Origin of the sequence: Cyclobacterium jeungdonense (assembly GCF_010994275.1) — a bacterium.
GTDB classification, from domain to species: domain Bacteria; phylum Bacteroidota; class Bacteroidia; order Cytophagales; family Cyclobacteriaceae; genus Cyclobacterium; species Cyclobacterium jeungdonense.
Genome location: NZ_WMCD01000015.1, coordinates 1 through 26,201, shown reverse-complemented (window position 1 = coordinate 26,201; position 26,201 = coordinate 1). Strand labels below are relative to the sequence as shown.

The following is a 26,201-nucleotide window of genomic DNA, read 5'->3' as shown; positions in this document are numbered from 1 at the left end:
TTTAATTTGTTTTAGTTAAAAAAAAATATAATATTTATGAGTCACTGTCTTTATTTTACCAGATCAATGAATAAAATAAAAAAGATCGATCTTTTTGAAATATATTCAGTAAATGTGGAAAATGGATTAGTTACTTTTAATTTGAAAGAAAGTAAGATAATTTCTACAGAAACTCTAAATTCTGTTTCAAATAAGCTTCCAGACCTTTTTATTAAGATTAATAGAAATGTTTTGGTAAATGGCTTTAAGATTAATGAAGTTGATTTTAAAAAACGAATGATGCTTTTGGATAATATGGAAAAGTATTCAGTATCCATTAGAAGAATTAGTACTTTAAAAAGTCAATTAAATGGATTAATTAATCATTCACAAAGTAACTTCATTCCTTAAAATAAGATGTCTGTCGATTGTATTCATTTCTAAATTAAGTTTTGTATTTGTGGACTGAACGATTGTTTTTTCATTTTTATAAATGTTTATTGGATAAGACACATATTAAATAAAGGCTTGGTACGGATAAGGTTGCTTTGCCACCATCCTTTGCATTAGATTTTCAAAAATCCCTTCTCTTATTTTATGTCGATTATACCTCGAGGAATATTCGTTGATATAGGGTTGAAGGTTCCTAACTGAAAGTTGGGTTCTCATCAGCCAAGCCTTGAACATCATTATCACCCGGTGCAGTTGCTTAAATTTCTCCATTTTTAACTAACCAATTTCGGGAAATGGACTTCCATACCATTATACCCAGCCTAACAGTAAGTCTTTACCTCTGCGTCTTTATCTTGGTGATATTTCATAAATCCTCCCAGATTGACCTTTGAGCCAGTTTCTATAGCTCTTCCGTACCAACGGGAAACACCACCTAAATCTCTTTCTATGCAACAACCCACCACCATGATTTTATTTTTCGCCTCGTTTCTTCCTAATGCCTTGTCGTCTTGAACACATACGTATGATTCGTCCACTTCTACTTTTCCAATCATTGGGAAGTTCTGGCTACTTTCCATCGCCTTCATCACTTTTTGCTTAAAAAGCAAACAGGTCTTTTGCCAGAGCTCGAGTCTGAGGCTTAATTCGCCACTAATGACACCATTCTTGTCCGTAGAAACTTAATAAAAAATATAAAATGCTTTATAGGAAGAGTGGGAATTTAAAGTTATGAAATCGAGCATGTCGGAGGCGGCACACAGAGGGATGATTATCAACCATGCGAGATTCAATCTGACCATTAACAATCAAATTATAAACAGATGAAAAAAGGTGCCAGCTTTTGGGGACTCAGGCCGCCAAAATTTAGTGCATTACCTGCCAAATTCATTAATTCCTTTGCAATCGTGGCTATGATTAAACTTTTTTCAAACATTTCCATTCTTCCATTTAATGTCTGACAAATATTTATAACAGGTGCCCGATGTTCAGGAAAACGCTTCTGAAAATCTAATTTTGAACGATTCTTATATCTTTTTTCCATAAATTCATTCATTAGAAATATAGCTTTATTTTAATCATATAAAAACGCCTTATTCATAATATTTATTCAAGAATGATTTTTATTTTTATGATTAGAATGTGAAATTAACGCTAAATTCAATTTTTCAAACACTTAATGGCTAAATGTTAACGTTATTGTATCAATAATAATCGATAATTTTATTTGTCTCGAATCTTCTTGCGGATTTAAATATATATATTGAAATTTATTCATCTTTAATTTAAATAATAATTCATATGGAAACTAAAAGAAAATTGAAAAAAGTAATTGCTGCAAGTGCTGTTGCTATGACTATTGGTATGGTTCCAGTTTTTGATGCGGATGCTGCTTGTTATCAGAGAATGAAATATTGTGAAGGTGAGATGACAGTTTACAATTGTGACCCTGATTACTACACCAGTGAAAATTGCACTCAATATTATTATCAATGTTATCTTTGTGATTGTTGATTTAATTTAATGGCGTTCTTGAAATTAGGACGCCATTTCATATTAAAGGTAAAATTATCATTTTATCTAATGGTAGGTTAATCATGTAATAGTTTTATCAGGAAGATTTTTTCAACGTTTTAATTATCGGTTTTAAAATTAATCTGTTTAATTCTCTGATAACAAATCATTTAAATATTTCTCAAAATCTTCAGGAAATGTGGGGTTGTTTCTACTTTTTGCTATATCAATTATTTTATCGTCTTTAACTGCGAAAATAAAACAAAAATAGGGAGGTGCTCCAAGGCCTTCTATTTTATTTGATTTTAGAAATTTGCTTTCAGGATCGTAAAATACTGGCCAATAAAATTCCCTTTCTTTTAACCTTTCCTTTATTTTAGTAGAGTCTTTTTTATCAATGTAAAATAGGAAGGCTATTTCCGGAAACTTTTCTATTGGCTCAGCCCATTTAATAAGCGTTGCAGAGGAACCATTTGAGTAAACAACGATTTTATATTTATAATCATACCACTTTTGATCAAATTTTATTGAATCATTTAAAGAAAAAGATTTCAAATCTTTCGGGTAAGTGATTTTATCCGCGTTTCTTGAACAAGAAGTGCTTAATATCGTTGTTATCATTATTGCCCATATAATATTTTTCATAATTTTTTACTTTATGCTGCAAATTAAAAGAACTGGATTATCATTTGCTTTTAAATTATTAATTATTTCTTTAGATTCACTTTCTTTAATAATATTGTTATTTATTGCCTCTATTAAATATGTTGGGTGTGTTATAAAAATTATCTCATTGTTTTCAGTAATTTCTTCTGGGTTATTAAATAAGTCATTAGCGTCTCTTGGAATAGTGTTTCTATATATTCTATTACTCTTTTTGTTAATTAAAACTTGTACATTTTTTACACTTCCTGCTTTTTGTATGTATATTTCAAAAATAGAGTAATTTTCGTTTTCCATATAGTTGTAGATATTAGCAAAACCTGTAGCTGAAATCATTTCAAATCCTTGCATTATGTCTACTTCCCAAAATCTTTCTGGAATTCTGTAACTTCCAAAATCAAATGTGTATTTTAATTCCAGTGAGTCCTTTGTTATTATATATGCTCTTGGGTTAAATGATTCTTTAAAATAGACCTGTCCATTATATCTATAGAAGTTATTCTCTGACATTGGAAGCATTTCGTTTTCATAGGTATTCGGAAGGAATTGTTTAATTGTCTTTCCTTCATGGGATACTTCATTTAATCTAAATTTTGCCAAAGGTAAATTATATCCTGAATAAAGTATGTAATTATTGTTTTCAAGAATTTCGAATGAATCTGAAAGTACATCCAATTCTATTTTATTTATTAATTCATTGTCATAAGTGAATAGTGCGATTTCTGAATGGTCACCTTTTCCTGATAATATTGATATTCCTTCTTTTTCAAGTACGAAGTCATATAGACTTCGTACATTGTTGGGACCCTCACCAATTATAGCAATTTGTCTAATATATTTTCCTTGTAAATTAAAATAGTGGATTGCATCCCTGTTTGATTCATCCATCACGAAATAACCTCTCGAATTTTTTTTGATTTTTAAGTTAAGTCCTAACCAATTGTTATTAATCGTTTCTAAAGGTATTATTTTTTCAATTTTATAATTTTCTTTTCTTTCTTCAATATTTTGTAGTTCTATTTCAATTCTTGATTTCTCTTTGCAAGCAAAAACTGATAGAATAAAAAAAAGAGATAGTAGCTTTAAATTTTTCATGAAATTTTTATTTTGGGTATGGTTTTTTATAAAAGTCTTTATATTTTAATTTTAAGTAGGTTTACTTTAATTATGTTGACTAATATAACAAAAAATCTTAATGGATTGAATTTTGTTAAAAATAGTTTGAAAATTGCGCCTAATTATTTCCTAACAGGCTTAAAAACTAAATCACTTAGTTAAAAAAATAATTTGATAAATCAACCAAATTTTTCCAATAGCGTCCTAAAAAAAATGAGAAGTAAAATTTTTTGCCCAAAATAGTTAATTTGGGTTTGCTCCAAAAAACGCGAACCTCTCATGTGTAATATTACATTCTGTTCACAGATTACTAAAAAAATTGACCGTTCAATTTTCAAGAAATTGTTATAGGAAAAGCTAACCGATAAGGGCTGCAAGGGATGTGACAGCTGGGCACACCTGGTTTCGATGTTGTGCTGCCATTTTGCCAAGAGCCCATCGGAAAGGGATATTTCCAATGGGCTTCGGTCTGCCACTTGGAACCTCATCTTGGCATTACTAAAGCCCCTTCCAAATCAAGTATCAGCTATCAGAACAAACGAAGTGATTCGGTCCTTCAGTGATCTGTTTTCTCAAACTTTAGTGGCGCATAATTGGCATCTCAATACAGATAAATCAAAAATTATTTAGAACAGCATTGACCAAGACATATAAAACTCTGAAACCAAGATGAACAATATTCAACCCTTTGACCATAAATGATTAATTTTGTGACCTATGTCAAGAAAAATGAAAAATAGGGTCCTCGAACAGTTAAAAATCGAAAGAATAGCTGTAGAGGGAAAATGTGTCGGACACCATGAAGGTAAGGTCGTCTTTGTAAGTAATGTAGCTCCCGGGGATGTGGTGGATGCCCGCGTAACCCGCGGAAGAAGCAGTTTTATGGAAGCTGAAGCCATAGCGATACACGAACATTCTTCCGACAGGGTCACCCCTTTTTGTTCGCATTTTGGCACTTGCGGAGGCTGTAAATGGCAGCATATTTCCTACGAACTTCAAATGGCCTACAAGAGACAGCAGGTGGTGGACCAGTTCCAGCGCATAGCCAAAGTACCCTTACCGGCGGTAATGCCCATTATTGGTGCCCAAAACACCCGGTATTACCGGAATAAGCTGGATTTCACTTTTTCCAACAACCGTTGGCTGACTCGTGAGGAAATTGATTCGGGAGAGGATTTTGAGAGAAATGCCCTGGGTTTTCATATTCCCAAACGATTTGACAAAATCGTGGATATACAGCATTGCTACCTGCAAGGATCGCTATCAAATGATATCCGAAATGGCCTTAGGGAATTCGCCTTGTCTGAAAACCTGTCTTTTTATGACATTATCCGGCAGACTGGTCTTTTGAGAAATCTCATTATACGCACTGCCCAGGAAGACCAGGTAATGGTTATCGTTCAATTTGGCGAGGATGATCCGGATGGGATAGAAAAAACCATGCACTTTTTAAAAGAAGGTTTTCCAGGGATTACTTCTTTATTGTACATCGTTAACCTTAAAAAGAACGAAACCTTTCAGGATCTGGATGTACAAGTCTATGCAGGGAAAGACCATATCGAAGAAACCATGGAAGGGCTTCGGTTTAAAATTGGGCCAAAATCATTTTACCAAACCAACTCCCAGCAGGCCTATCGTTTGTACCAGGTGGCCAGGGAATTTGCTGGATTAACGGGAGAAGAAACGGTCTACGATTTATATACGGGAACAGGCACCATTGCCAATTTCGTTGCTGGAAATGCGCAGCAGGTAATCGGAATTGAATACGTGGAACCTGCCATAGCGGATGCAAAAGAAAATGCTTTGCTCAATGGCATTGACAATACGCTATTCTATGCCGGCGATATGAAAGAGGTTCTGAATGAATCCTTTGTAAGCCAACATCAGAAACCGGATGTGATAATCACCGACCCTCCCAGGGCCGGAATGCACGAAGAGGTAGTCGAAATGCTGCTCCGATTAGAAGCCCCAAAAATCGTGTATGTGAGCTGCAATCCCGGCACTCAGGCAAGGGACGTTGCCTTGTTATCCGCCAAATACCATGTAAGCCGGATTCAGCCTGTGGACATGTTTCCGCAAACCTATCATGTAGAAAATGTAGTATTACTTGAAATAAAAAGCAATGATGATCAGTAACGATAACGATCCGGAACTTAATGGGAAGTATCTCGGAACCATCAGCAGTGATTTTATAAAAATTTGTGACAATCTAAAAGAAGCTTCCTACCAGGTGAGAAAAAGGGGGTTTTCAGAATACCCTATTTTTCCTATCAGCAAGGATGAACAACCCATTGGGCAGCTTTTTCTCAGTAACAAAGAAAAGCCCATAGATTGGAATTATTACATCACCTATCTGGATGAGTTTATCCAAAGAAAATTGATACAAGAAGAAGCTTTGGAACAGTTTAAAGCTACTTATAAAGACCCCGATGAGTTTTGCTGCCTTTTTGTAGTCGATGAGACTTTTACCAATTTTCTGTACATTCCTTACCCCAACGAATAATCTTCATTTGCGTTGTTTTACCTTACCGGTCAAAAATGCTTCCAACCCTGGGCTTTTAATGCCACAGCCGTTTGGCTTTTTGTAATTAACACTTTCCCTTCATCGGGAGCCGTAACATGCCCAATAAAGTGAATATCCGGATGCTTCTCCAATTTGGGAAAGTCTTTTTGATCGATGGTAAACAGGAGTTCGTAATCTTCACCTCCATTCAGCACACATGTAATGGGGTCCAGATTAAATTCAATTGCGGTATCGTAGGTCTGTTTATCCATGGGCAGCTTATCTTCATAAATTGCAACCCCTACATCCGACGCCTTGCAAATGTGAAAAAGCTCGGAAGCCAACCCATCGGAGATATCCATCATACTGCTAGGTACCAGGTCTAATTCCCGCAGTTCGTGAATGATATCCATCCGGGCATCCGGTCTCAATTGCCTCCCTGTAATGTACGGGTAGGCATTGAGTTTGGGCTGCATGTTTGGATCAGATAGAAAAACCTGCTTTTCTCTCTCCAATACCTGAAGCCCCATAAACGCCCCTCCCAAATCTCCGGTGACGCAAATGATATCATTGGCCTTTGCGCCTGAGCGATAACTAATCTGCTCTTTTTTAGCTTCTCCTATGGCTGTAACGCTGATGACTAACCCTGATCTGGAAGCAGTGGTATCCCCTCCTATTACATCTACGTTGTAATGTTCGGCTGCCAGATTGACTCCTTCGTAGAAGGTTTCAACTGCCTCCACTGAAAACCGATTGGAAAGGGCGATACTAATGGTGACTTGGGTGGGGATGGCGTTCATGGCCGCTACATCACTAACATTTACAGCCACTGCCTTGAAGCCAAGGTGCTTGATTGGGGTATAGGACAGGTCAAAATGAACTCCCTCCAAGAGCATGTCCGTAGTCACCACGCGTACCAAATCCGTTGGACCCAAAACCGCCGCATCGTCACCAATGCCTTTTAAAGATCCGGGGTGTTTCAGAGAGGTGTTTTTACTGATCAAATCAATTAACCCAAATTCACCAATAGTTTCTATTTCAGTTCTTTGCTCTTTATCCATACGATCCTAATACTGCGATGGTGATTAAACTACCTCACCTTAATTTTTTATTACGTAAAAATACGATTAATTTGAAGCAGAACCAATGATAATAGCGCTTCATAGTTTCTGGAGCAAGGTTTACTCATTCGAGTCGTTTTCTTCCTGTCAAAAGAACCCGTACGCGAGTGCGCTGTTTCAGCCGATGGGTGTTTTCCAGGAACGGTCAAAAATGCCAAACAGCCCGATTTACATTGTATCCTGATTTTTGTTACCTTTGTTATTGCCCATGATGGAATTAATTTTGAGCTCACATGGTTTACTACTATTAAATGAGCATGCCAATTTAAATTTGAAAAGAGATGATCATCGTTTCAGAAAAAGCCAGGGATCGAATCCTAGAATTGAAGCAGGAAGAGAATAGAAAAGAGGAAGAAAATATCCGGGTTTCTGTCAAAGGAGGCGGTTGTTCGGGACTCATGTACGATTTGGGTTTCGATGGGTCCACATCAGAAACAGACCATGTTTTTGAAGATAATGGCGTAAAAATAATTGTCGACAGGAAGAGTTTACTTTACCTGGCGGGAACCACCCTTGAGTTTAGTGACGGATTGAATGGAAAAGGATTCCAATTTGTAAATCCCAATGCCTCGAGAACATGTGGCTGCGGGGAAAGTTTTTCTATTTAGTCTGGGAAAATAGTTAGTCAGTAATCCCAAAACAGGAAAGATTATCCTCCTGTTTTGGGATTTTTTTATTGCTTTTATCCAACACACGATCCCGACTTTGGTTTTGTTCACTTCAGAATTGCTTCAAAAATGAAGACGAAATTTGACTAATGAAAATTCTGCTCATTGAAGATCAATTAGAACTCTCGAATAATATTCGGGAATTTCTGGAATCAGAGGGAATTGTATGCGAGTTTTGCGACAATTGTTTTGATGCACAGGACAAACTACTAGTCTATCATTACGATTGCATTATACTGGATATCATGCTACCGGATGGAAATGGCCTGGACCTGATTGATTTTATCAAAGAGAATCAAGAAGGTAGCAATATTTTAATCATTTCGGCTAAAAACTCGCTCCAGGACAAATTAGACGGACTTGATTTAGGAGCTGATGACTACATGACCAAGCCATTCCATTTGGCGGAACTGCACGCTCGATTAAAAGTACTTTACCGGAGAAACCAGCTTGGCGGAACGGATAAGTTGGTCTTTAATGAAATTCAGGTAAATCCTGAAAATCTGGAGGTAACGGTAAATCAAAACCTTCTAGAGCTAACCAAAAAAGAATTTGACCTGTTGGTGTTTTTTCTTACTAACAAAAACCGTGTCTTGGGAAGACAGGCCATCGTACAGCATCTATGGGGGGATTATACGGATGATCTGGCCAATTTTGATTTTGTTTACCAGCATATAAAAAACCTCAGGAAAAAAATTTGTCAGGCGGGCGGTATCGATTATATAGAAACCGTCTATGGTATTGGCTACAAATTCAATACAACCAAAGAATGAAGTTAATCAATCAATTTACTATATGGTATTTAGGGATATCGGTTATTGTTTTTTTGATCGGCGGGATCCTTATTTTTTACAAGTTGGAGTCCGAGATTGACTTTGAGCAAGGTAGAGAACTCGAAAGACAATTGGATCGCTATGCCCGTAAAATGGAGTCTATGGACGATCCTTCCATTCTAAGCAAGGACCGGCTAGAAATTAGGGAATTGCCGTTGAATCAGGCTCTGGTTCCCTTTCAGTTGGGTGATACCCTGGCCTGGCACGAACCGTTGGAGCAGGTGGAACGACAGGTTAAAGCTGGCAGATCTTACCTGATTAATGGCAAGCATTACTATATGTCTACCTACAACATCATGATTGAGTCCGACGACATTACAGAAACCGTTGTACAAACCATGGTCGCCATATTTCTTTTGCTGCTGATCTTTATTGCCGTTACCAGCAGACTGGTTTCTAAAAAAATCCTCCAACCATTCCACTCCAGCCTAACCAAAATTAAAGAATTTACTTTTAAAGAAAATCAACCGTTGGTTTTTGAACCAAGCCGGATAGAAGAATTTGAAAAATTACATGAGTTTCTTAATAGAATGTCGGCCCGCATGCTGGGTGATTATAAAATTGTAAAGGAATTTTCTGAGAACCTTTCACATGAGATCCAAACACCTATTGCCGTGATTTCCGGAAAGCTGGAGCTTCTATTAAACAGCCCCATCACCGATCAGCAAGCCAAATGGATAGCCGCATCCCACCAATCAACTCAGAAAATGAGCAAGGTTGTTCACTCACTGGCTACTTTGGCCAAATTGGAAAATCAGGAGTTCGAAGGAAATCAACAGGTCAATTTATCTGCCCTTCTGAATAAATCAATTGCCGATTATGAAGAATTGGTAGCCATTAAACAGATTTCCCTCCATCAACTTATAGAACCGGACATCAAAATAGAAATGCATCCAAACATGGCCGAGATGCTGGTAGATAACCTGCTCAGTAATGCCATCAAGCATAATGAGAAACCGGGTTACATTACGATCGAAGCTACACCTAGCGTACTGAAATTCAGGAATAAAGGAGAGAAACCCAAAAGGGATGTTTCTGAGTACTTGGACAGGTTTAAAAAAGGCAATCCAAATAGTGAGTCCATTGGGCTGGGTTTATCTATTGTACAACAAATTTGCAGGATTCATGGTTTTACTCTCGAATATCAATTTATCGAAGAAGAACATCAGGTAACCATCCAACTTCAAAATTGAATCAGATTGTCTTCCTATACTTGTATTGTAACAGTAATTACCATGAAACTAAACCAACTATATTATTTAAGTGTCTGTATTCTTTTCCTGGCCTTTGCCGGGAAAGGGTATGGGCAATCTGGCGAATTCTCATTGAGAGGAAGTCTGGTGGATGGGAGTTCAGAAGACCCACTTTCCTTTGTACAAGTTGCCCTCTACAAACCGGGTGAAGAGCGACCGGTCACATTTTCCGATTCCAACGAGGATGGGAAATTTACGCTGCGTGCTCCTGAAGGAGATTATATCCTTCGGTTTTTTTTACTTGGATTTGATGAAAACGAGATGGAGATTAACCTCCAACAAAATCGGGTACTGGATCCTATTAAAATGACTCCCGAAAATCAGGACCTGGAGGAAGTAGTAGTCCAATCGTCAAAGTTCCCTATCCGCTCAGATGCGGAAGGACTAACGATTAACCCGAGTCAGAACCTATCCAACTTAGGGGGTACACTGTTGGACATTCTCAGAAATACCCCATCGGTCAGTGTATCGGAGGACGGAGCCATTACCCTACGAGGTAGTTCAGGGACAAATGTCCTGATCAACGGTAGAAATTCGTCGCTAACTCAAAATCTGGATCAAATTCCTGCCAGCGCAATTGAACAGATTAAAATTATCAATAACCCTAATGCCAGATATGACGCAGAAGCGGAAGCCGGGGTAATCGATATCCTATTGAAAAAGGGTCAAAGCTTAGGTACCCATGGAAATGGAGAGCTTACTTATGGTACAAGAGGAAGGATGAATGCAGGCGTCAACATAAATCACCGGACGCTACGATACAATGTATTTGGTGGTTACAATTTTAGAAGGTGGCGGTCCATTGGAGAGCGGCGAACAGAAAGAGAAATCTTTGAGGACGGTGAAATACTAAACCAAAACACCAATTCTACCAGTGAAAACCTAGGGCATAATCTCAATTTTGGAGCTGATTATTACTTTGGAAATAACATCATCAGCTATGAGGGCTTTTTTCAGTCCAGTGACGACAGTCAGGTTAACACCCTATATTCTGATTTGAGAGACGTTGACAGTAATGATCTGGTACTAGAGTATGTTCGAAGAAACAGGGAAACAGAGGCAGACGATGGGATAGACAATGCCTTGATTTACGAACGAACCTTTGATAGTCCCGACAAGAGTTTTAAGGTAATAGCCAGTAATTCCTACCGAAATCAATACAAAATTCAGAATATCGATATTTTCAGGAATAGTTCGGAACCGCTTGAAGAAAACCTAAATGGCAGAGAAAGAGCATTTACTGACGAAAAACGATACATTACCGTTATTCAGACAGACTACACCACTCCACTTGCTTCCGGAGCAAAAGTAGAGGCGGGGTTAAAGTCTACCATTCGGAAATTTGATAACGATTACATCTATACCCGTTTTGAAGAAAACATTCAGGATTTTGTTCCCGACCCGAATATTAGCAATCGTTTTGTATACAAAGATCAAATCCACGCCGGGTACTTAATCTACTCCGGTTCGTCCAAGCGTTTTGACTACACAGCAGGCTTACGAGGGGAATATACCTATGTTGATACCTATTTGGCCAATACCGGGGAAGCTAATCAGCAAAACTATTTTAATTTGTTCCCCAGTTTGCAAACCCTGTACAAATTGAATGAAGAGAATTCCCTTAAATTTTCCTACAGCAGGCGAATAGACAGGCCTACTTCCTGGAGACTAAATCCCTTTCCTGATATCACTGACTCTCTAAGTGTGCGTCGGGGAAATCCAAATTTGCAGCCGGAAATGATCCATTCGCTGGAATTGGGTCACATGGCCAATTTTGAAAATTCAAGCCTGACCACCAATTTATTCTACCGACACGTGGATGGGCAGTTGGATTTTGTGACCATAGTCGAAAACGGCATTTCCTATTCCCAACCCGCCAACCTTAATACCGCAGAATCTTACGGCGTAGAGTTTATTGGTATTACAGATATCAGGCCCTGGTGGAATGTTAATGGAAGTGTGACAGCTTTCCGAATACGGGTAGATGGTTCAAATATTGGTGAGGAATTTGTCAACCAAGGCTTTGCCTGGAATTCAAAGCTAATGAATAGCTTTGAATTACCCAAAGGCTTTAGTTTTCAACTAATAGGCAATTATGAATCCGCAGAAATAGAGGCGCAAGGAAAGGATCTGTCTCAATATTACATGGACTTAAACCTTCAAAAAAGCTTTTGGGAGAATAAAGGAGCCCTTTCGATAAGCCTTCGTGACGTTTTTGATACAAGAAGGTTTGCAGGAAATAGCCTAACCAACACCTTCAGACAGACTTTTTATGCCAAAAGAGAGTCCCGATTTGTAATGGTTAGTGGCAGGTATCGATTTTAAAAGAATTGGGTTAAATCAATGGATGGAAATCCGGGTTTCAGAGAAGCCCGGTTTTTTTTGTTTATGGCAAAAAATGAAACTAATGTCGTGAAAAATAGATTAATTTTTTGCAGATCAGTAAGCAAATAACATGAGATTTAATTATTTGACAATTTTAATTTAACTTTGCACATTAATTACATGCCAATATACTGTCTGGCAATTAATAACAGCAACGAATTATACTGTTTTTGGCTATAGTTCACCCAGGCTAACCTTTAATCGTTAAAAAACCTAATCTAAAAATTGTATGAAAAAAAGTGTACTCATTTTGGTGACACTGTTATTGGCTTTGCCAATGGTAGGATGGTCCCAGAGTAAAACAGTTTCGGGAACGGTCATTTCCGGAGAGGATAATATGACCTTGCCAGGAGTAAACGTCCGGGTTCAGGGGACGAGCCGCGGAACGGTAACGGATATTGATGGTAGTTATTCCATCGCTGTATCCAATGAGGAAACCCTGGTTTTCTCGTACATTGGATTTTTAAGCCAGGAAGTGTCGGTAGGTAACCAAAGCACGATTGACATCACCCTTATACCAGACGCAAAAACATTAGGAGAAGTAGTGGTAGTGGGATATGGAAGTGTCACCCGTGGAGATTTGACCGGCAATGTGGCATCCCTTAAAGGCTCAGAAATCGCCAATGTTCCGGTACCTACCTTTCAGGAAGCCATCCAGGGAAGAATGTCGGGCGTATTTGTGGAATCTTCCAGTGGTAAGGTGGGAGAAGGAGTCAAAATCAGAGTTAGGGGAACTTCCTCTATTTCTGGAGGAAATGACCCGTTATATGTAATTGACGGTATTCCCGTTACTTCCTCTGGAACGATCGGGAAGAGTAATCCTCTCGCAGACATTAATTTTAACGACATCGAATCATTTGAAGTATTAAAAGATGCCTCTGCGGCAGCGATCTATGGAGCCAGAGCTTCCAATGGTGTAGTATTGATAACCACAAAAAGTGGTACTGCTGGCAAGACCAAGTTCAATGTGGGAATTCAGCGGGGGGTAAGTAGCCCTACCCGGAAAAATGAATTCTTGAATGCCGCCCAGTACGTTGAATTAATGCGGGAATCCGGATACAACAACGATCTGGCAAATGGATTAGACCCGATTAATAATCCGGATGATTACGAAGACTCTGATCTTGAGTTTGTAGAAAATCGGCTGGATCGCTATGCGGGACATACCGATTGGCGGGAGGGTACTGTGAATACAGATTGGCAGGAGCAGGCTTTCAACCCTGAAGCCGGGATAACCAATGTAAACTTTTCCGCAAATGGCGGCAACGAGTCTACCCGGTTTTATTTTTCCACCTCCTATGACAAGCAGGACGGTATCATGATCCGCAATAAATTTGAGCGTATTTCCGGCAGGCTAAACCTTGATCATAGAATATCGGATCGTTTTACCATAGGCGCTAATTTCAGTCTGGCGAGAACAGAAACCACGCGTTTACCGGAGGATAACCAGTTCAATAATCCCATCCAACTGGTAGCACTCGCCCCCATTACTCCCATTCGGGATGAAAACGGAGTGCTTTACGATCGCCCTACCACGACCTACTACAATAGCCTGATTGACTCTGAAAATGCTAACTGGCTTTCTACAAGTTATCGGAATATAAATAATATTTTCGGGGAATATTCCTTCACTGAAAATTTGAAATTCAGGTCCGATTTTGCGGTGGACATCATCAATCAAAATGACGATCGGTTTTTCGGGTCTCGAACGATCACCGGCCAGGGTACAAATGGTTTTGGAACCTCCCGATGGGCGAGAATTGTCAATTACAACACCAATAACTACTTCACTTATTCCAACACGTTTGACGAAAGGCATCAGTTAGAGGTCGTAGGTGGAATGTCCTTTCAAAAAACAGAAGACAACTACACCCGGGTGGATGGACAGGAATTTCCTTTGGATGCATTGAAAACACTCGAATCGGCTGCAGAAATTGTGGAAGGCACCTCTACCTTCACCAACTTCACTTTCCTGTCCTATTTTTCAAGGATCAATTACAAGCTGGACAATCGCTACCTGATGACGCTCAGTGCCCGTTACGATGCCTCCTCGCGATTTGGAGAAAACAATAGATACGGATTCTTTCCTGCCGGATCCCTCGGCTGGATCCTAACAGAGGAGGCGTTTTTGAAAGGGAAGGAAGGACTTAGTCTCCTAAAGTTAAGAACCTCATATGGAATAACAGGAAACGCGGAGATTGGAAACTTTGATCATTTGGGCTTATATGGCCCTGCTTCTTATGGTTTACGACCTGGGCTTCAACCAACCCAAATCAAAAACCCTGACCTTACCTGGGAAACCACTGCTCAATTTAATGTTGGAATTGAATTTGGTTTATTCGACGATAGAATAACAGGAGAACTGGATTATTACGACAAACGAACCAGTGATTTGCTGTTATTACTCCCTCTTCCGGGCACTTCCGGGTTTGCAAGCTTTAGACAAAATACGGGAAAAATGCAGAACTACGGGTTTGAAGTAGTGTTGAATTCTGCAAACTATGCCGACCAAAACTTTAGCTGGAATACATCCGTTAATTTTGCCCGAAATATCAATCGGGTGCGGGAACTTTCTGAGGGACAGAATTCCATTCCTCCCTCCTCATCCCGATTCTTAAATGGGATATTCATTGGGGAACCAATTGGCGTATTTTACGGACCCAGATACGCTGGCGTAGACCCAACGAATGGAGATGCCCTATATTACAGCAATGAAGCTCTTACGGAAACCACTAATGATTTCAATGAAGCAACCAGAATGGTGGTAGGAGACCCCAACCCTGATTTTATTGCGGGCATCACCAATGATATTACGTATAAAAATATACAACTTTCATTTCTCTTCCAGGGAGTATTCGGAAACGATATCTACGAAGGGGGTGGTGGGTTTTATGCCGCCAATGGCGATTGGTTTGACAATAGCACCGCTATCCAATTTAACCGATGGCAGAATCCCGGTGACATCACCAATATACCACAAGCCCGACTTGGTGAATGCAATGGATGTAATGCTTCCAGCCGCTTTGTTTCTGACGGTAGTTATGTTCGCTTGAAGACACTTTCACTTGGATACAACCTACCTTCCAGCTTAATAGAGAAAATGAAGATTAATAGTGCCAGAGTCTATTTTATGGCACAGAACCTATTGACCTTTACCAATTATATGGGATGGGATCCGGAAGTAAACGCGGATTATTTGGGAAGTACTACTTCGGACTCGAATGTTTTCCAGGGTGTCGATTTCTATTCTGCACCGCAAGCCAAAACTTTTTCTTTGGGCCTTAATGTTGGATTATAAAAACGAAGAACAATGAAATTTAACTATATAATACAGCTTTCGTTTATCTTAAGCGCAATCGCTTTGCTCAGTTCATGTGTAGATCAGTTAGATCTGAAACCCGCTCAAAATGTGGAGCCGGAAATAGCCTTGGGTAGTAGTACCGCAATCAGCCGAGTTCTGATAGGAGCCTATGCAGACCTGAGAAATGAGGATCTATGGGGAGGACGGACCATCCTTTATGCAGAAATGCTTGGTGCTAACAATGAAATTCGTTGGGAAGGTACCTTTAATCAGCCCAGGGAAATTTTTAATAAGAGCATTATTACAAACAATACATTTATAACCGATACCTGGCTGAGAGCGTACAGTGCTATCAATTCGATCAACAACATTCTAGACGCAATCAACTTAGTGGATGAAGCGGACCGGGACAGGATACGAGGGGAAGCCTTATTTATCAGAGGTGCCGTCTATTTTGAGTTAGTAAAACTATACGGATTACCCTATTCGGCAGGCAATACGGACACCAATTTAGCGGTGCCCATCATGTTGACACCAACCACAGAAGTGGAAGAAGTGACCCTCGATCCCAGAAACACGGTAGAAGAAGTCTACCAACAAGTACTGGCTGATCTGGAAACTGCTGAGGATTTACTCCCAGAGAGCAATGAATTTTTTGCCAGAAACTATGTGGCTTCCGCGCTGCTCTCAAGAGTATACTTACAAATGGAACGCTTTGACGATGCCAGGGATGCAGCAGATAGGGCAATTACCAATGCAACGGCAAATGGAAAAAGTTTGGTGAATAACTACATGGAAGCATTCAATAATGAAGCAGATACACAGGAAGATTTATTTGCCATTCAGGTAAATGCTCAAGATCCGGAAAATAACATGCACCTGTTTTATTCCACACCGGATTTTGGAGGAAGGGGTGGCGATGTCACTATTTTGGATACACACGTCAGTCAATACGAAGCTGGAGATGAAAGGCTGGAACAGTTTGTAGTCAGAGCCGGTGAAAGACGTACCGATAAATGGAGGGACCAATTCCGCAACGTAAAAGTAATCCGTCTAGCCGAAATGTACCTTACCCGGGCAGAAGCCAATTTTCGGTTAGGAACTTCCGTTGGAGCAACACCCCTGGAGGATATTAACCGCATTCGACTTCGGGTAAGCTTAGAACCCAAAACCAGTCTGAGCCTTGAAGAAATTCTACTGGAACGAAAGCTGGAACTCGCCCACGAAGGCCATTTTATCCACGATATCAAAAGGACTCGAGGCGAAATTCAGGACAATAATGACAATTCGTTGCAATACGACTACGACGACCCAAATCTGGTGTTTCCCATTCCTCAAAGGGAAATGGATGCCAATCCTGAATTGGTTCAAAACCCAGGTTACGGTGGGTAAATCCCAGCAAGGAAAAATCTGATTTATAGGTTCAATGCCAGATGGTACAGTAACCGGTACCGGACTAGCCTCAGGAAATTATTACAATAAAAATATTAAAGGCCACTTCTATAGCGAAGCGGTCTTTTTTTGTGTCCTGCTTCTGAAAAATTCCGCACATTGCTTACCTTTAAGCTTTCCAAACCACCAACGAATGCCAGATTTAATAAAAAAAATAACGTTACATGACATTCATGAATCATTGGGTGCGAAAATGATTCCATTCGCCGGATTTTACATGCCGGTAAGGTACCATTCTGATATTGCCGAACACCAGGCTGTAAGGCAAAACGTCGGCGTATTTGATGTTTCGCATATGGGTGAATTTTTCATTAAGGGATCAAATGCCCTGGAATTAATCCAAAAGGTTTCCTCCAACGATGCCTCTACACTTTCTATCGGGCAGGCGCAGTACTCCTGCCTTCCTAACGAAACCGGAGGTATAGTAGATGACCTGCTGGTATATAAACTGGATGAAGCCAGTTACATGTTGGTCGTCAATGCGTCCAACATCACCAAAGATTGGGAATGGATCCAAAAGCACAATACCATGGGGGCTATCTTGGAAGACGGCTCGGATGACTATTCCTTATTTGCAGTACAGGGGCCCAGAGCTACCGAGGTCCTCCAGCCGCTGACATCCATTCCACTTGCAGACTTGCCTTTTTATCATTTTCAAACCGGTCAATTTGCGGGAGCTGCAGACGTAATCCTATCTGCTACAGGCTATACCGGGGCAGGAGGATTTGAATTATACGTAAAAAATAAGGATGCCCATAAGGTCTGGAAGGCGATTTTTGAATCCGGAAAGCACCTGGGAATCCAACCCATCGGCCTTGGGGCCAGGGATACCCTTCGCCTGGAGATGGGTTACTGCCTTTATGGAAATGACATTACGGAAGAGACCTCGCCCATAGAAGCCGGATTGGGGTGGATTACCAAATTCACCAAAGATTTTATTAACCACGAGGCACTTAAGAAGCAAAAGCTGGAGGGAGTCAAAAGAAAGCTGGTTGGATTTATCCTTTTGGAAAAAGGAATCCCAAGATCCGGATATACCATTGTAAATTCAGAGGGTGATCCTGTAGGGATCGTAACTTCGGGAAGCCTTTCTCCAAGTATGGGAATTGGAATTGGAATGGGGTATATAGATACAGCCTATTCCAAACCGGGAACACAAATCGGAATCGAAGTCCGAAAAAAATGTCTTAAAGCCACCATTAAAAAATTCCCTTTACTTACGAAATGAGGAAAATAGAAACCTGTATCAGTCCTGACCTGGTACACCTGCACGATTTAGAGGGTAAAACAGTGGTTGTGGTGGATATTTTCAGGGCAAGCTCTACTATGGTCACTGCACTATCAAATGGAGTCCACTGTATCAAACCCCTGAAAGACTTGGAAGAATGTCGAAGCTACAAAGACCAAAACTGGCTAATTGCCGGAGAAAGAGATGGAAAACAAGCGGAGGGATTTGATCTTGGAAACAGCCCTCTTGCTTTTCTTGATAATATCTTCGCTGGAAAAAATCTGGCCATGACTACTACTAATGGCACCAGAGCCATTTCTCTTGCAGAAAATGATTCCCGGGAGATCCTTATCGGTGCATTTCTGAACCTGCAAGCTACGGTAGATTATTTGAAAGGTACTACTAATGACGTTTTGGTACTCTGCGCCGGATGGAAAGGTAAATTCAATCTCGAAGACTCCCTTTTTGCAGGGGCCCTTTCTTTAGAATTGGGTTGGAAACATAATTGCGATGCCACCTTGGCCATGGAAGCACTTTTTCAAAAAGCTGAGAAGAATCTGACCGGTTTTCTACAAAAAGCATCCCATACCAAAAGACTGCAAAATCACCAATTAGAAAAGGATATTGATTTTTGTCTGCATTTGAATAAATACCGTTCCGTGATCTATCTGGATAGTGGTCTTCTTAAGATGAAACCAAGTGAAAAAAATAAAAAAAGGCTGTCTCAACAAAAAAACAGCCTTAATTCTTAAGTTTTTAAATTAAATTTACATTTCTGGAAGAATGACCGTATCAATTACGTGAACCATTCCGTTAGTTGCTTCAATGTCTGCCGTCGTGACGGTCGCCTTGTCGATCATCGCTTTCCCATCCGCTAGCATGACTTTCACTTTTTGCCCCTGAACAGTTTCTACTTCCATTCCATTTTTCAAATCTGAAGATTTGATTGATCCAGGAACTACGTGATAAGTAAGAATCTTTACAAGCTGCGCCTTGTTTTCAGGCTTCAACAGACTTTCCAACGTACCCTCCGGCAATTTAGAAAATGCTTCATTAGTAGGAGCAAAAACTGTAAAAGGGCCATCACCTTTCAGGACATCTACCAGACCTCCAGCTTTAACAGCAGCAACCAGGGTAGACAAGAAATCTGTTCCGACTGCTAAGTCTACGATATCCTTATCTGCCGCTACAGGGATAGGATCTTTTTCGCCATCGTTTGCAAATGAAGTGACCACAATTAAAGTGGCCATCAGGAAAATACTCATTAATTTTTTCATGGTGAGTTGATTTAGTAGTTTATGATAGAGAAACCTATACCAACCCATATTGTTTGAGATAATTTAAAGGAAAAATGAAATAAAAGGTTTGATAAACACAATAACGGAGTTGGTACACCACATGCCAACATACAATCCAAAAAGGCAAATTTTTCAAATAAAAAATAAATTTATGATCAAAAAATATAACGGAAACAAGGAACATGGATATTGAGCCTTACTCCAAAATGGCTTTTAGCCGGTCCAGACCCTCTGAAAAATCGTTTCCGATCAAGCCCTCCATATCCATTACCAACAACATGCTATTCATAGGATAAGCCATGTAACCTTCGAATCCCCATATTACCTTAGTCTGATCTGGTTTGACCGATTCCAATTGAAAATAAGCTTTATCTGATGCCTCAAAGGGTTCTTTAAAACGTAGGGCATAGTCTATCCTGTGACCTTCTTCCATATCAATTATTTCCTGTTCTCCGACTCCTACATCTGGGTTATCGCTTTCCCATGCAGATACAAAGCCGACCTGACCGTCCGTTCCGGAATACGTTTTTTTCATATCCGGATCCATTTGAGACCAGGTGGAAAAATTATCTTGGTGATTCAGATACTTAATGTAGTCATAGACTTCCTGCCTAGGCTTATTAATAACCACCTCTCGCTCCACGGAATATTCCTTCGGAACAAACAAGGCTAACACCAATGGAATGGCAATCACTGCCAACATAACGATTAGAATAATCTTAACTATTTTCATTGAGTCCTGATTTTTGAGTTAAAATAAACCACAAACATCTGAAAGTCAATAAAATAATGATAATTCCACCATCCCTTTCTAAAAGGAAGTTCATGGTTTTTTGAACCGTAAGTAATCTCCACCTTCAATAGGAATGAAATGATCCGTATATCCGCTATGCAAATAAACCCAGGCCATCCGTCGCGACCCGTCCTCCATCCGTATTTCTACCTGCTTCCTTTCAAAAGTAACGCCCGTTTCCAGTAGCTCTCCGGCCGCTTCGTATTCATCCATTATTTGCAATACCTTTTTTGCCTCTTGCAGCTCATAAACGTCTCCATGAACCCGGCAATGTTTGTCATAGGAGACTACCGCTGCCGGGTAAGGACCTCTGTCAAATAATAATCCCTGAAAGGTGCCTTTTCCAATGTACTTGGCTGAATCAGCCAGGATTTTTGACATGGGATGATCAAATCCTTTACGAAGTGTGCCGTATACAAACAGGGTTGCGGGAGCAGCCATGCTATTTATTTTTGATGCCTGCTGATCAGTACTTCCATTACTTCGTCCAGTTCGTACCCTTTAGCTTCGAGCAGTACCAGGTAATGAAACATCAGATCCGCAGCTTCTCCCAAAAATAACTTCTTATCGTCATCTTTAGCTTCGATAACAAGCTCTACCGCTTCTTCACCCACTTTTTGAGCCATTTTATTGATACCCGAAGCAAACAAAGAGGTGGTGTAGGATTTAGTTGATGGATTATTTTTCCGATCCTTTATTACTTTTCGCAATTCGTCAATAAAAAAGGATTTGCTCTGGTTTTGATGTGCAAAACAGGTATCGTCCCCTTTATGGCAAACCGGACCTTGAGGATTCGCCTGTATCAACAGGGTATCCCTATCGCAGTCCAATTCGATTTTTCGGATAAGTAAAAAATTTCCGGAAGTCTCACCTTTCGTCCAAAGCCTTTGCTTGCTTCGGCTGAAAAAAGTCACCTTCCCGCTTTTCACGGATTGGTCCAGCGCCTCCTTATTCATGTATCCCAGCATGAGAACCTCTTTCGAATTTTCATCCTGCACGATGGCAGGTACCAACCCATTCACTTTATCAAAATCTACCGCTAACGTGTCCATTGTATTATTTTTTTATTCCAGTTCCCTTTATTTAGGAATAATCTGGCTATACTTGATTACCTCCTTATACTCAGCCCCTCCCTTTCGAGGTACTTTTTCAATTCAGGAATGGGGATTTCCTTGAAATGAAAAATACTGGCCGCAAGGGCTGCATCCGCTTTACCTGCCGTAAATACTTCTTTAAAATGCTCCATTTTCCCCGCTCCCCCTGATGCAATGATAGGGATAGCGAGTAAAGCAGATAAGTCTGCTGTAATCTCATTGGCAAACCCATTTTTCACACCGTCATGATCCATAGAGGTTAACAAAATCTCTCCCGCTCCCCTGTCGGTCACTTCCCTGGCCCATTCCCGGGTTTGCAGGACAGTGGGCTTTCTTCCGCCATGCGTGTGAACGAAATCAATCCCATCGATATTCTTAGTATCTATCGCCACTACGATACACTGACTGCCAAACTCTCTTGCCATTTCGTCCACAGCTCTGGGGTTTTTCACAGCGGCAGAATTGATACTGATTTTATCAGCTCCTGCGTTAAGAAGGGCTTTGACGTCATCCACGTTGGAAATCCCTCCCCCTACGGTAAAAGGTATGTTGACCGTTTTCGCCACCCTGGTTACAAGTTCTACCAAGGTTTTTCTCTTTTCTACCGTGGCCGTAATATCCAAATACACCAGTTCATCAGCGCCTTCTTCTGCATAGATACGTCCCAATTCCACGGGGTCTCCCGCATCCCTGAGCTGAATAAAATTGACCCCTTTAACGGTTCGGCCATCCTTGACATCCAGGCAGGGTATGATTCTTTTGGTCAACATATTAATTTCGGATGAAAGTCCTGAGTTCGGATAAACTAATTTTACCCTCGTAAAAAGCCTTACCCACAATGACGCCGTAGACTCCGGCCTCCTCCAAATCCTCTAAGTCTTTTACCGAGGCCACTCCCCCACTGGCAATGAGGTCTATTTCCGGAATTTCCTTCATGATTTCTTGGTATAATTCAAGAGATGGGCCCTGTAGCAAGCCATCTTTCGCCACATCTGTACAAATAACGTATTTTACACCTTTTTCGGCGTATTCCCGGATGAAGCCAATTAAATCCATGGCGGTAGTCTCCTGCCATCCGGATATGGCAATTTTTCTATTTTTCGCATCTGCTCCCAAAATCAACCGCTCACCTCCATGTGTTTGTAACCATTCAGTAAATAAAGCCGGATTTTTAACAGCAATGCTTCCTCCTGTTACCTGTTTGGCCCCTAGCCGAAAGGCCAGTTCCAAATCTTCATTGGACTGAATGCCACCCCCAAAATCCACTTGCAGCGAAGTGGATTTGCAAATTCCCTCCAGTACCTCCTTGTTTACAATTCTTTTTGCCTTCGCCCCGTCCAGATCCACCAGGTGCAACCGGCGGATTCCTGCGTCCTCAAACTTCCTGGCTACCTCGACCGGATCAGAAGCATACTCTTTTTTTCGGGCGTAATCCCCTTGTGTAAGGCGAACACACTTCCCGTCGATAATATCAATTGCTGGAATAATTTCCATTATAAATTCAGAAAATTGGTTAAAATAGTTTCCCCTACCTCGCTGCTTTTTTCAGGGTGAGCCTGCATCGCATAATAGTTATCCCTGTGCAGCAAGGCCGAAAAATCATTTATGTAGTGAGTGGTAGCGATGGTATACCTGGGATCCACTTCTGCATAATAACTATGTACATAATACACGTAGGCAGAATCATTCAACCCTTCTAACAAAGGGGATTTCAGATGCTGAAGGTTATTCCATCCGATGTGTGGGACTTTTTCGAGAGGAGGAAATTTTTTGACGCGGATCGGAAACACCCCCAGACAGGTAGTATCGTACTCCTCCGAATGCTCACAAAGTAACTGTAGCCCAAGGCAAATTCCAAAAAAGGGTTGATCCAGTGCAATGATGAGTTGGTCCAGCTTTCTTTCTTTGAGGTACTTCATGGCGGTGCTGGCCTCTCCCTGTCCAGGAAAAATCACCTTATCTGATTTCTTGATGGTTTCCCAATCGTCTGTGAGGATTGCATTGGCCCCCAGCCGTTCCATGGCATACAATACAGACTGCACATTACCTGCATTGTATTTGATCACTGCTACATCCATTTGTTTTGTTCCTTAACGGATTACCTGGCGTTTTTTTTAGAATCCGCTAATTTAACCCTTTTACCGGTAGAGGGAAAGTTTACCGGAGAAATTTGACCGGCATTAGGGGAAGGTTTATGTAGCATTTAGTTTCGATGGATTGGTATCGAAATGAAAATAATCCGAAGTTGGATGTTTTTAGTGAAATTTATCCAGCAAATTAGCACTATTAATGACCTGATCTTTTGAGATACCGCCTGGCACTATATATTTCCCGAATAGCACATCCCATCAACCTGTTGGTGGCCTTCGTAATTTATACCCTTTTTTCTATCCTTGAACCAGCAAAAGCAACCTGGACAGTAGTAGGAATCCTGTTGCTTGGAATTTTACCCCTAATTATCTGGAACAGATACCACACGCAAAAGGGACGATACAGTAATTTTGACGTGTCTATAAGACGGCAGCGTTACTCACTGTACCCTTGGATTTTGTTTTTGGGTGGATTGGTTATCCTGTTTTTATGGGTAAACGAACTTCCGAATGAGGTGCTTACCGGAGGATTAATCCTGATACAGCTGTTGCTCCTTTCCTTTTTACTCAATTTCCGAATCAAAGTATCACTGCACCTGGCGATTGCTGGCTATGTTGCCCTTGCCATTTCTCCCATCAGTTTTGGTTTAGGAGTACTGCTCTTCGTAACCCTTCCGCTAATTGCCTGGTCTCGGTGGCAATTAGGCAGACATCGATCTGCCGAATTGGTTTGGGGGGCATCGCTGGGATTGATTTGTGGAGTTCAGCTTCTCTTGCTTACTCCCTGAACGTAGATGGCAGGCATTATTTCAACTTGTCCTTTAATGGCAAGCAAAAAACCAGTAATTTTACAAAATTATTCACCATCAATTATCTACATATGAAATCGAGCATGACGAGATCATCACACAGTAGGATGATTATCAGGCATGCGAGATTCCATTTCACCACTAAAAGACAATTATAAAGACATGAAAAAATTTCAAATCCAATTTGGGTTGCTTTTTACTTTTTTCCTATTACTAGCAGTCCATCATCTGAAGGCTCAGGAGCGCGACGATCTAATCGGAAGGTGGGACATCACGGTCACGATGGAGGGAAAGGAAGTTCCTTCCTGGCTGGAAGTCAAACTTTCCGGTATCCGAACACTTGTAGGCTATTTTGTGGCCCACAATGGAAGTGCCCGGCCCATTTCACAGGTTCATTACGATCAGGGAAAAGTACATTTTTCGATTCCTCCCCAGTGGGACGATTCTGATAGGGATATGGTATTTGAGGGAACTCTGGAAGGAGAAAGCCTTTCCGGAACTATCATAAGCAGCATGGGAAAGACCCATGAATTTACAGCCGTAAAAGCACCATTACTGCTGAGAAATGCCACACCAAAATGGGGAAAGACCATTGAATTATTTAATGGGGAAAATCTGGATGGATGGCATGCTGATAAAGCACAAAACCAATGGGAAGTCGTCAATGGAATCCTGACAAGCGAAGAAGCTGGAGCCAATCTCATATCAGATCAGAAATTTGAAGACTTCAAGATGCATGTAGAGTTCCGGTACCCTGAGGGAAGTAACAGCGGCGTTTACCTGAGAGGACGTTACGAAGTTCAAATTGAGGATAATAAAGGCACACCACCTTCTTCCGTTTATTTTGGAGGTGTCTATGGTTTTTTAACGCCAAACGAAATGGTGGTAAAATCTCCGGGAGTCTGGCAAACCTTTGATATAACCCTGATAGGACGCAGGGTTACCATCGTTGCGAACGGGAAGGAAATTATATGCGATCAGATCATCCCCGGTATTACCGGAGGAGCTCTGGACAGCAATGAAGGTCAGCCGGGACCACTGATGCTTCAGGGAGATCATGGCGCGATTGAATTCAGGAAAATAGAAGTGACACCTGCACGATAAGCTTGATTTTTTTAACCATCCTCGAGCCCCTTGGTAAAACCCGGGGGCTTTTTTTTTATTAAGTGAAATACAATTTAGAGTATAAGTTATCTCCTCTTAACAGACTCGGACGGATTGTAAATCGGGCCCTGAAAAAGTACTCCCCTGCGCCCAGTGGGAGCATTTTTCACAATAGACCCTCTTTTAGCCAAACCATGGCAGGGAAAAGGAAAGATTAGTGAGCCTCTACCTGGGTGGATCTGCGTTATCTGTGGTGGCTGTTTATTGTTTCACCGCAGATTGGCTCCTATTTTCACAGAGTTAGTTTTTGTGGCTTTAAAACTAACGTATTTGCATTAGGCAGATAATAAACGAGGAACCACATAAGTTATTGAAGGTAATATAAGTCTGTTTGCATTCCCTTCTATGAGCTTATATCACTTATATGGTTTTTTTAATTCTTTGTTTTATCTGCGGTATCTGTGGTGGGTATTTTATTGCCTTGGGGTATAAGGGCATAAAAAAAGCCCTTATGGCGTTAACCAAAGGGCTTTTAAATAAATGAGG

At 40.6% G+C, this 26,201-nt stretch carries 27 protein-coding genes; 15 read left to right on the top strand and 12 right to left on the bottom strand.

Annotation, left to right across the window (positions count from 1 at the left end):
• The first annotated feature begins 66 nt into the window (after positions 1–66).
• Complete coding sequence (locus tag GKS34_RS21565; protein WP_163387070.1) at positions 67–390, top strand: LytTR family DNA-binding domain-containing protein; 324 nt, start codon at positions 67–69, stop codon at positions 388–390.
• A gap of 362 nt (positions 391–752) precedes the next feature.
• Here the strand turns inward: GKS34_RS21565 and GKS34_RS21560 are convergent, their stop codons facing one another.
• Entirely contained in the window at positions 753–1,019 is a 267-nt protein-coding gene (locus GKS34_RS21560) for a hypothetical protein (protein WP_163387069.1), read from the bottom strand.
• Between the two features lie 224 nt (positions 1,020–1,243).
• Positions 1,244–1,474, bottom strand: a complete 231-nt coding sequence (locus GKS34_RS21555; RefSeq protein WP_205602130.1) for a hypothetical protein — start codon at positions 1,472–1,474, stop codon at positions 1,244–1,246.
• A 257-nt stretch (positions 1,475–1,731) separates the two neighbouring features.
• Between GKS34_RS21555 and GKS34_RS21550 the strand changes: the two genes are divergently transcribed.
• Positions 1,732–1,944 carry a hypothetical protein gene (locus tag GKS34_RS21550; RefSeq protein ID WP_163387067.1) on the top strand — a complete coding sequence of 71 codons (213 nt, stop codon included), beginning with the start codon at positions 1,732–1,734 and terminating at the stop codon, positions 1,942–1,944.
• A 147-nt stretch (positions 1,945–2,091) separates the two neighbouring features.
• Here the strand turns inward: GKS34_RS21550 and GKS34_RS21545 are convergent, their stop codons facing one another.
• Positions 2,092–2,589, bottom strand: coding sequence for a hypothetical protein (locus tag GKS34_RS21545; protein WP_163387066.1), 498 nt, complete (start codon positions 2,587–2,589; stop codon positions 2,092–2,094).
• Positions 2,590–2,595: 6 nt separating this feature from the next.
• Complete coding sequence (locus GKS34_RS21540) at positions 2,596–3,702, bottom strand: DUF4934 domain-containing protein (RefSeq protein ID WP_163387065.1); 1,107 nt, start codon at positions 3,700–3,702, stop codon at positions 2,596–2,598.
• A 429-nt stretch (positions 3,703–4,131) separates the two neighbouring features.
• Between GKS34_RS21540 and GKS34_RS23800 the strand changes: the two genes are divergently transcribed.
• From GKS34_RS23800 to GKS34_RS21525, 3 genes are all read left to right on the top strand, one after another.
• Positions 4,132–4,353, top strand: coding sequence for a hypothetical protein (locus tag GKS34_RS23800; RefSeq protein ID WP_353960095.1), 222 nt, complete (start codon positions 4,132–4,134; stop codon positions 4,351–4,353).
• An 87-nt stretch (positions 4,354–4,440) separates the two neighbouring features.
• Positions 4,441–5,859, top strand: a complete 1,419-nt coding sequence (rlmD, locus tag GKS34_RS21530; RefSeq protein ID WP_163387064.1) for a 23S rRNA (uracil(1939)-C(5))-methyltransferase RlmD — start codon at positions 4,441–4,443, stop codon at positions 5,857–5,859.
• A complete protein-coding gene (locus GKS34_RS21525) occupies positions 5,849–6,226 on the top strand; it encodes a hypothetical protein (RefSeq protein ID WP_163387128.1) in 378 nt (125 codons plus the stop codon). Before rlmD ends, GKS34_RS21525 begins: the two co-directional genes overlap by 11 nt.
• 29 nt (positions 6,227–6,255) lie before the next feature.
• On the opposite strand, the gene thiL is transcribed toward GKS34_RS21525, so the two are convergent.
• Positions 6,256–7,287, bottom strand: a complete 1,032-nt coding sequence (thiL, locus tag GKS34_RS21520; protein WP_163387063.1) for a thiamine-phosphate kinase — start codon at positions 7,285–7,287, stop codon at positions 6,256–6,258.
• Positions 7,288–7,628: 341 nt separating this feature from the next.
• Here thiL and GKS34_RS21515 point away from each other — a divergent pair, with 341 nt between their 5' ends.
• From GKS34_RS21515 to GKS34_RS21480, 8 genes are all read left to right on the top strand, one after another.
• On the top strand, positions 7,629–7,955 hold the full coding sequence (locus tag GKS34_RS21515) for a HesB/IscA family protein (protein WP_163387062.1): 327 nt from the start codon (positions 7,629–7,631) through the stop codon (positions 7,953–7,955).
• A 149-nt stretch (positions 7,956–8,104) separates the two neighbouring features.
• Positions 8,105–8,788 carry a response regulator transcription factor gene (locus GKS34_RS21510; protein ID WP_163387061.1) on the top strand — a complete coding sequence of 228 codons (684 nt, stop codon included), beginning with the start codon at positions 8,105–8,107 and terminating at the stop codon, positions 8,786–8,788.
• Positions 8,785–10,041 (top strand): sensor histidine kinase, encoded by a 1,257-nt coding sequence (gene porY, locus GKS34_RS21505; RefSeq protein WP_163387060.1) that lies wholly within the window; start codon positions 8,785–8,787, stop codon positions 10,039–10,041. Before GKS34_RS21510 ends, porY begins: the two co-directional genes overlap by 4 nt.
• 42 nt (positions 10,042–10,083) lie before the next feature.
• Entirely contained in the window at positions 10,084–12,426 is a 2,343-nt protein-coding gene (locus GKS34_RS21500) for a TonB-dependent receptor (protein ID WP_163387059.1), read from the top strand.
• A 289-nt stretch (positions 12,427–12,715) separates the two neighbouring features.
• Positions 12,716–15,784 (top strand): SusC/RagA family TonB-linked outer membrane protein, encoded by a 3,069-nt coding sequence (locus GKS34_RS21495; RefSeq protein ID WP_163387058.1) that lies wholly within the window; start codon positions 12,716–12,718, stop codon positions 15,782–15,784.
• A gap of 12 nt (positions 15,785–15,796) precedes the next feature.
• Entirely contained in the window at positions 15,797–17,179 is a 1,383-nt protein-coding gene (locus GKS34_RS21490; RefSeq protein ID WP_163387057.1) for a RagB/SusD family nutrient uptake outer membrane protein, read from the top strand.
• 193 nt (positions 17,180–17,372) lie between these two features.
• Positions 17,373–18,467, top strand: coding sequence for a glycine cleavage system aminomethyltransferase GcvT (gene gcvT / locus GKS34_RS21485; protein ID WP_163387056.1), 1,095 nt, complete (start codon positions 17,373–17,375; stop codon positions 18,465–18,467).
• Entirely contained in the window at positions 18,464–19,219 is a 756-nt protein-coding gene (locus GKS34_RS21480) for a 2-phosphosulfolactate phosphatase (RefSeq protein WP_163387055.1), read from the top strand. Before gcvT ends, GKS34_RS21480 begins: the two co-directional genes overlap by 4 nt.
• A gap of 15 nt (positions 19,220–19,234) precedes the next feature.
• Here the strand turns inward: GKS34_RS21480 and GKS34_RS21475 are convergent, their stop codons facing one another.
• The 7 genes from GKS34_RS21475 to hisH form a co-directional block, all read right to left on the bottom strand.
• Entirely contained in the window at positions 19,235–19,744 is a 510-nt protein-coding gene (locus GKS34_RS21475) for a fasciclin domain-containing protein (RefSeq protein ID WP_163387054.1), read from the bottom strand.
• A gap of 217 nt (positions 19,745–19,961) precedes the next feature.
• A complete protein-coding gene (locus GKS34_RS21470) occupies positions 19,962–20,498 on the bottom strand; it encodes an SRPBCC family protein (protein ID WP_163387053.1) in 537 nt (178 codons plus the stop codon).
• 90 nt (positions 20,499–20,588) lie between these two features.
• Positions 20,589–20,999 carry a gamma-glutamylcyclotransferase family protein gene (locus GKS34_RS21465; RefSeq protein WP_163387052.1) on the bottom strand — a complete coding sequence of 137 codons (411 nt, stop codon included), beginning with the start codon at positions 20,997–20,999 and terminating at the stop codon, positions 20,589–20,591.
• A gap of 5 nt (positions 21,000–21,004) precedes the next feature.
• Positions 21,005–21,610 (bottom strand): bifunctional phosphoribosyl-AMP cyclohydrolase/phosphoribosyl-ATP diphosphatase HisIE, encoded by a 606-nt coding sequence (gene hisIE, locus GKS34_RS21460; protein ID WP_163387051.1) that lies wholly within the window; start codon positions 21,608–21,610, stop codon positions 21,005–21,007.
• A gap of 56 nt (positions 21,611–21,666) precedes the next feature.
• Positions 21,667–22,422 (bottom strand): imidazole glycerol phosphate synthase subunit HisF, encoded by a 756-nt coding sequence (gene hisF / locus GKS34_RS21455; RefSeq protein ID WP_163387050.1) that lies wholly within the window; start codon positions 22,420–22,422, stop codon positions 21,667–21,669.
• Between the two features lies 1 nt (position 22,423).
• Positions 22,424–23,146, bottom strand: coding sequence for a 1-(5-phosphoribosyl)-5-[(5-phosphoribosylamino)methylideneamino]imidazole-4-carboxamide isomerase (hisA, locus tag GKS34_RS21450; RefSeq protein ID WP_163387049.1), 723 nt, complete (start codon positions 23,144–23,146; stop codon positions 22,424–22,426).
• Positions 23,146–23,730, bottom strand: a complete 585-nt coding sequence (hisH, locus tag GKS34_RS21445) for an imidazole glycerol phosphate synthase subunit HisH (RefSeq protein ID WP_163387048.1) — start codon at positions 23,728–23,730, stop codon at positions 23,146–23,148. The genes hisA and hisH overlap by 1 nt, the downstream gene beginning before the upstream one ends.
• A 224-nt stretch (positions 23,731–23,954) precedes the next feature.
• On the opposite strand from hisH, the gene GKS34_RS21440 reads away from it, so the two are divergent.
• Both GKS34_RS21440 and GKS34_RS21435 read left to right on the top strand, forming a co-directional pair.
• Complete coding sequence (locus tag GKS34_RS21440; RefSeq protein WP_163387047.1) at positions 23,955–24,530, top strand: hypothetical protein; 576 nt, start codon at positions 23,955–23,957, stop codon at positions 24,528–24,530.
• Between the two features lie 183 nt (positions 24,531–24,713).
• On the top strand, positions 24,714–25,655 hold the full coding sequence (locus GKS34_RS21435; RefSeq protein WP_163387046.1) for a 3-keto-disaccharide hydrolase: 942 nt from the start codon (positions 24,714–24,716) through the stop codon (positions 25,653–25,655).
• Positions 25,656–26,201: the final 546 nt, after the last annotated feature.

Coding starts and splice junctions, on each gene's coding strand:
- hisIE (WP_163387051.1), bottom strand. CDS start 21,610: ATGGACACGTTAGCGGTAGATTTTGATAAAGTGAATGGGTTGGTACCT.
- porY (WP_163387060.1), top strand. CDS start 8,785: ATGAAGTTAATCAATCAATTTACTATATGGTATTTAGGGATATCGGTT.
- GKS34_RS21540 (WP_163387065.1), bottom strand. CDS start 3,702: ATGAAAAATTTAAAGCTACTATCTCTTTTTTTTATTCTATCAGTTTTT.
- rlmD (WP_163387064.1), top strand. CDS start 4,441: ATGTCAAGAAAAATGAAAAATAGGGTCCTCGAACAGTTAAAAATCGAA.
- hisF (WP_163387050.1), bottom strand. CDS start 22,422: ATGTTGACCAAAAGAATCATACCCTGCCTGGATGTCAAGGATGGCCGA.
- gcvT (WP_163387056.1), top strand. CDS start 17,373: ATGCCAGATTTAATAAAAAAAATAACGTTACATGACATTCATGAATCA.
- hisA (WP_163387049.1), bottom strand. CDS start 23,146: ATGGAAATTATTCCAGCAATTGATATTATCGACGGGAAGTGTGTTCGC.
- GKS34_RS21475 (WP_163387054.1), bottom strand. CDS start 19,744: ATGAAAAAATTAATGAGTATTTTCCTGATGGCCACTTTAATTGTGGTC.
- GKS34_RS21525 (WP_163387128.1), top strand. CDS start 5,849: ATGATCAGTAACGATAACGATCCGGAACTTAATGGGAAGTATCTCGGA.
- GKS34_RS21490 (WP_163387057.1), top strand. CDS start 15,797: ATGAAATTTAACTATATAATACAGCTTTCGTTTATCTTAAGCGCAATC.
- hisH (WP_163387048.1), bottom strand. CDS start 23,730: ATGGATGTAGCAGTGATCAAATACAATGCAGGTAATGTGCAGTCTGTA.
- GKS34_RS21465 (WP_163387052.1), bottom strand. CDS start 20,999: ATGGCTGCTCCCGCAACCCTGTTTGTATACGGCACACTTCGTAAAGGA.
- GKS34_RS21550 (WP_163387067.1), top strand. CDS start 1,732: ATGGAAACTAAAAGAAAATTGAAAAAAGTAATTGCTGCAAGTGCTGTT.
- GKS34_RS21545 (WP_163387066.1), bottom strand. CDS start 2,589: ATGAAAAATATTATATGGGCAATAATGATAACAACGATATTAAGCACT.
- GKS34_RS23800 (WP_353960095.1), top strand. CDS start 4,132: ATGTTGTGCTGCCATTTTGCCAAGAGCCCATCGGAAAGGGATATTTCC.
- GKS34_RS21565 (WP_163387070.1), top strand. CDS start 67: ATGAATAAAATAAAAAAGATCGATCTTTTTGAAATATATTCAGTAAAT.
- thiL (WP_163387063.1), bottom strand. CDS start 7,287: ATGGATAAAGAGCAAAGAACTGAAATAGAAACTATTGGTGAATTTGGG.
- GKS34_RS21480 (WP_163387055.1), top strand. CDS start 18,464: ATGAGGAAAATAGAAACCTGTATCAGTCCTGACCTGGTACACCTGCAC.
- GKS34_RS21555 (WP_205602130.1), bottom strand. CDS start 1,474: ATGGAAAAAAGATATAAGAATCGTTCAAAATTAGATTTTCAGAAGCGT.
- GKS34_RS21515 (WP_163387062.1), top strand. CDS start 7,629: ATGATCATCGTTTCAGAAAAAGCCAGGGATCGAATCCTAGAATTGAAG.
- GKS34_RS21495 (WP_163387058.1), top strand. CDS start 12,716: ATGAAAAAAAGTGTACTCATTTTGGTGACACTGTTATTGGCTTTGCCA.
- GKS34_RS21435 (WP_163387046.1), top strand. CDS start 24,714: ATGAAAAAATTTCAAATCCAATTTGGGTTGCTTTTTACTTTTTTCCTA.
- GKS34_RS21560 (WP_163387069.1), bottom strand. CDS start 1,019: ATGAAGGCGATGGAAAGTAGCCAGAACTTCCCAATGATTGGAAAAGTA.
- GKS34_RS21470 (WP_163387053.1), bottom strand. CDS start 20,498: ATGAAAATAGTTAAGATTATTCTAATCGTTATGTTGGCAGTGATTGCC.
- GKS34_RS21500 (WP_163387059.1), top strand. CDS start 10,084: ATGAAACTAAACCAACTATATTATTTAAGTGTCTGTATTCTTTTCCTG.
- GKS34_RS21510 (WP_163387061.1), top strand. CDS start 8,105: ATGAAAATTCTGCTCATTGAAGATCAATTAGAACTCTCGAATAATATT.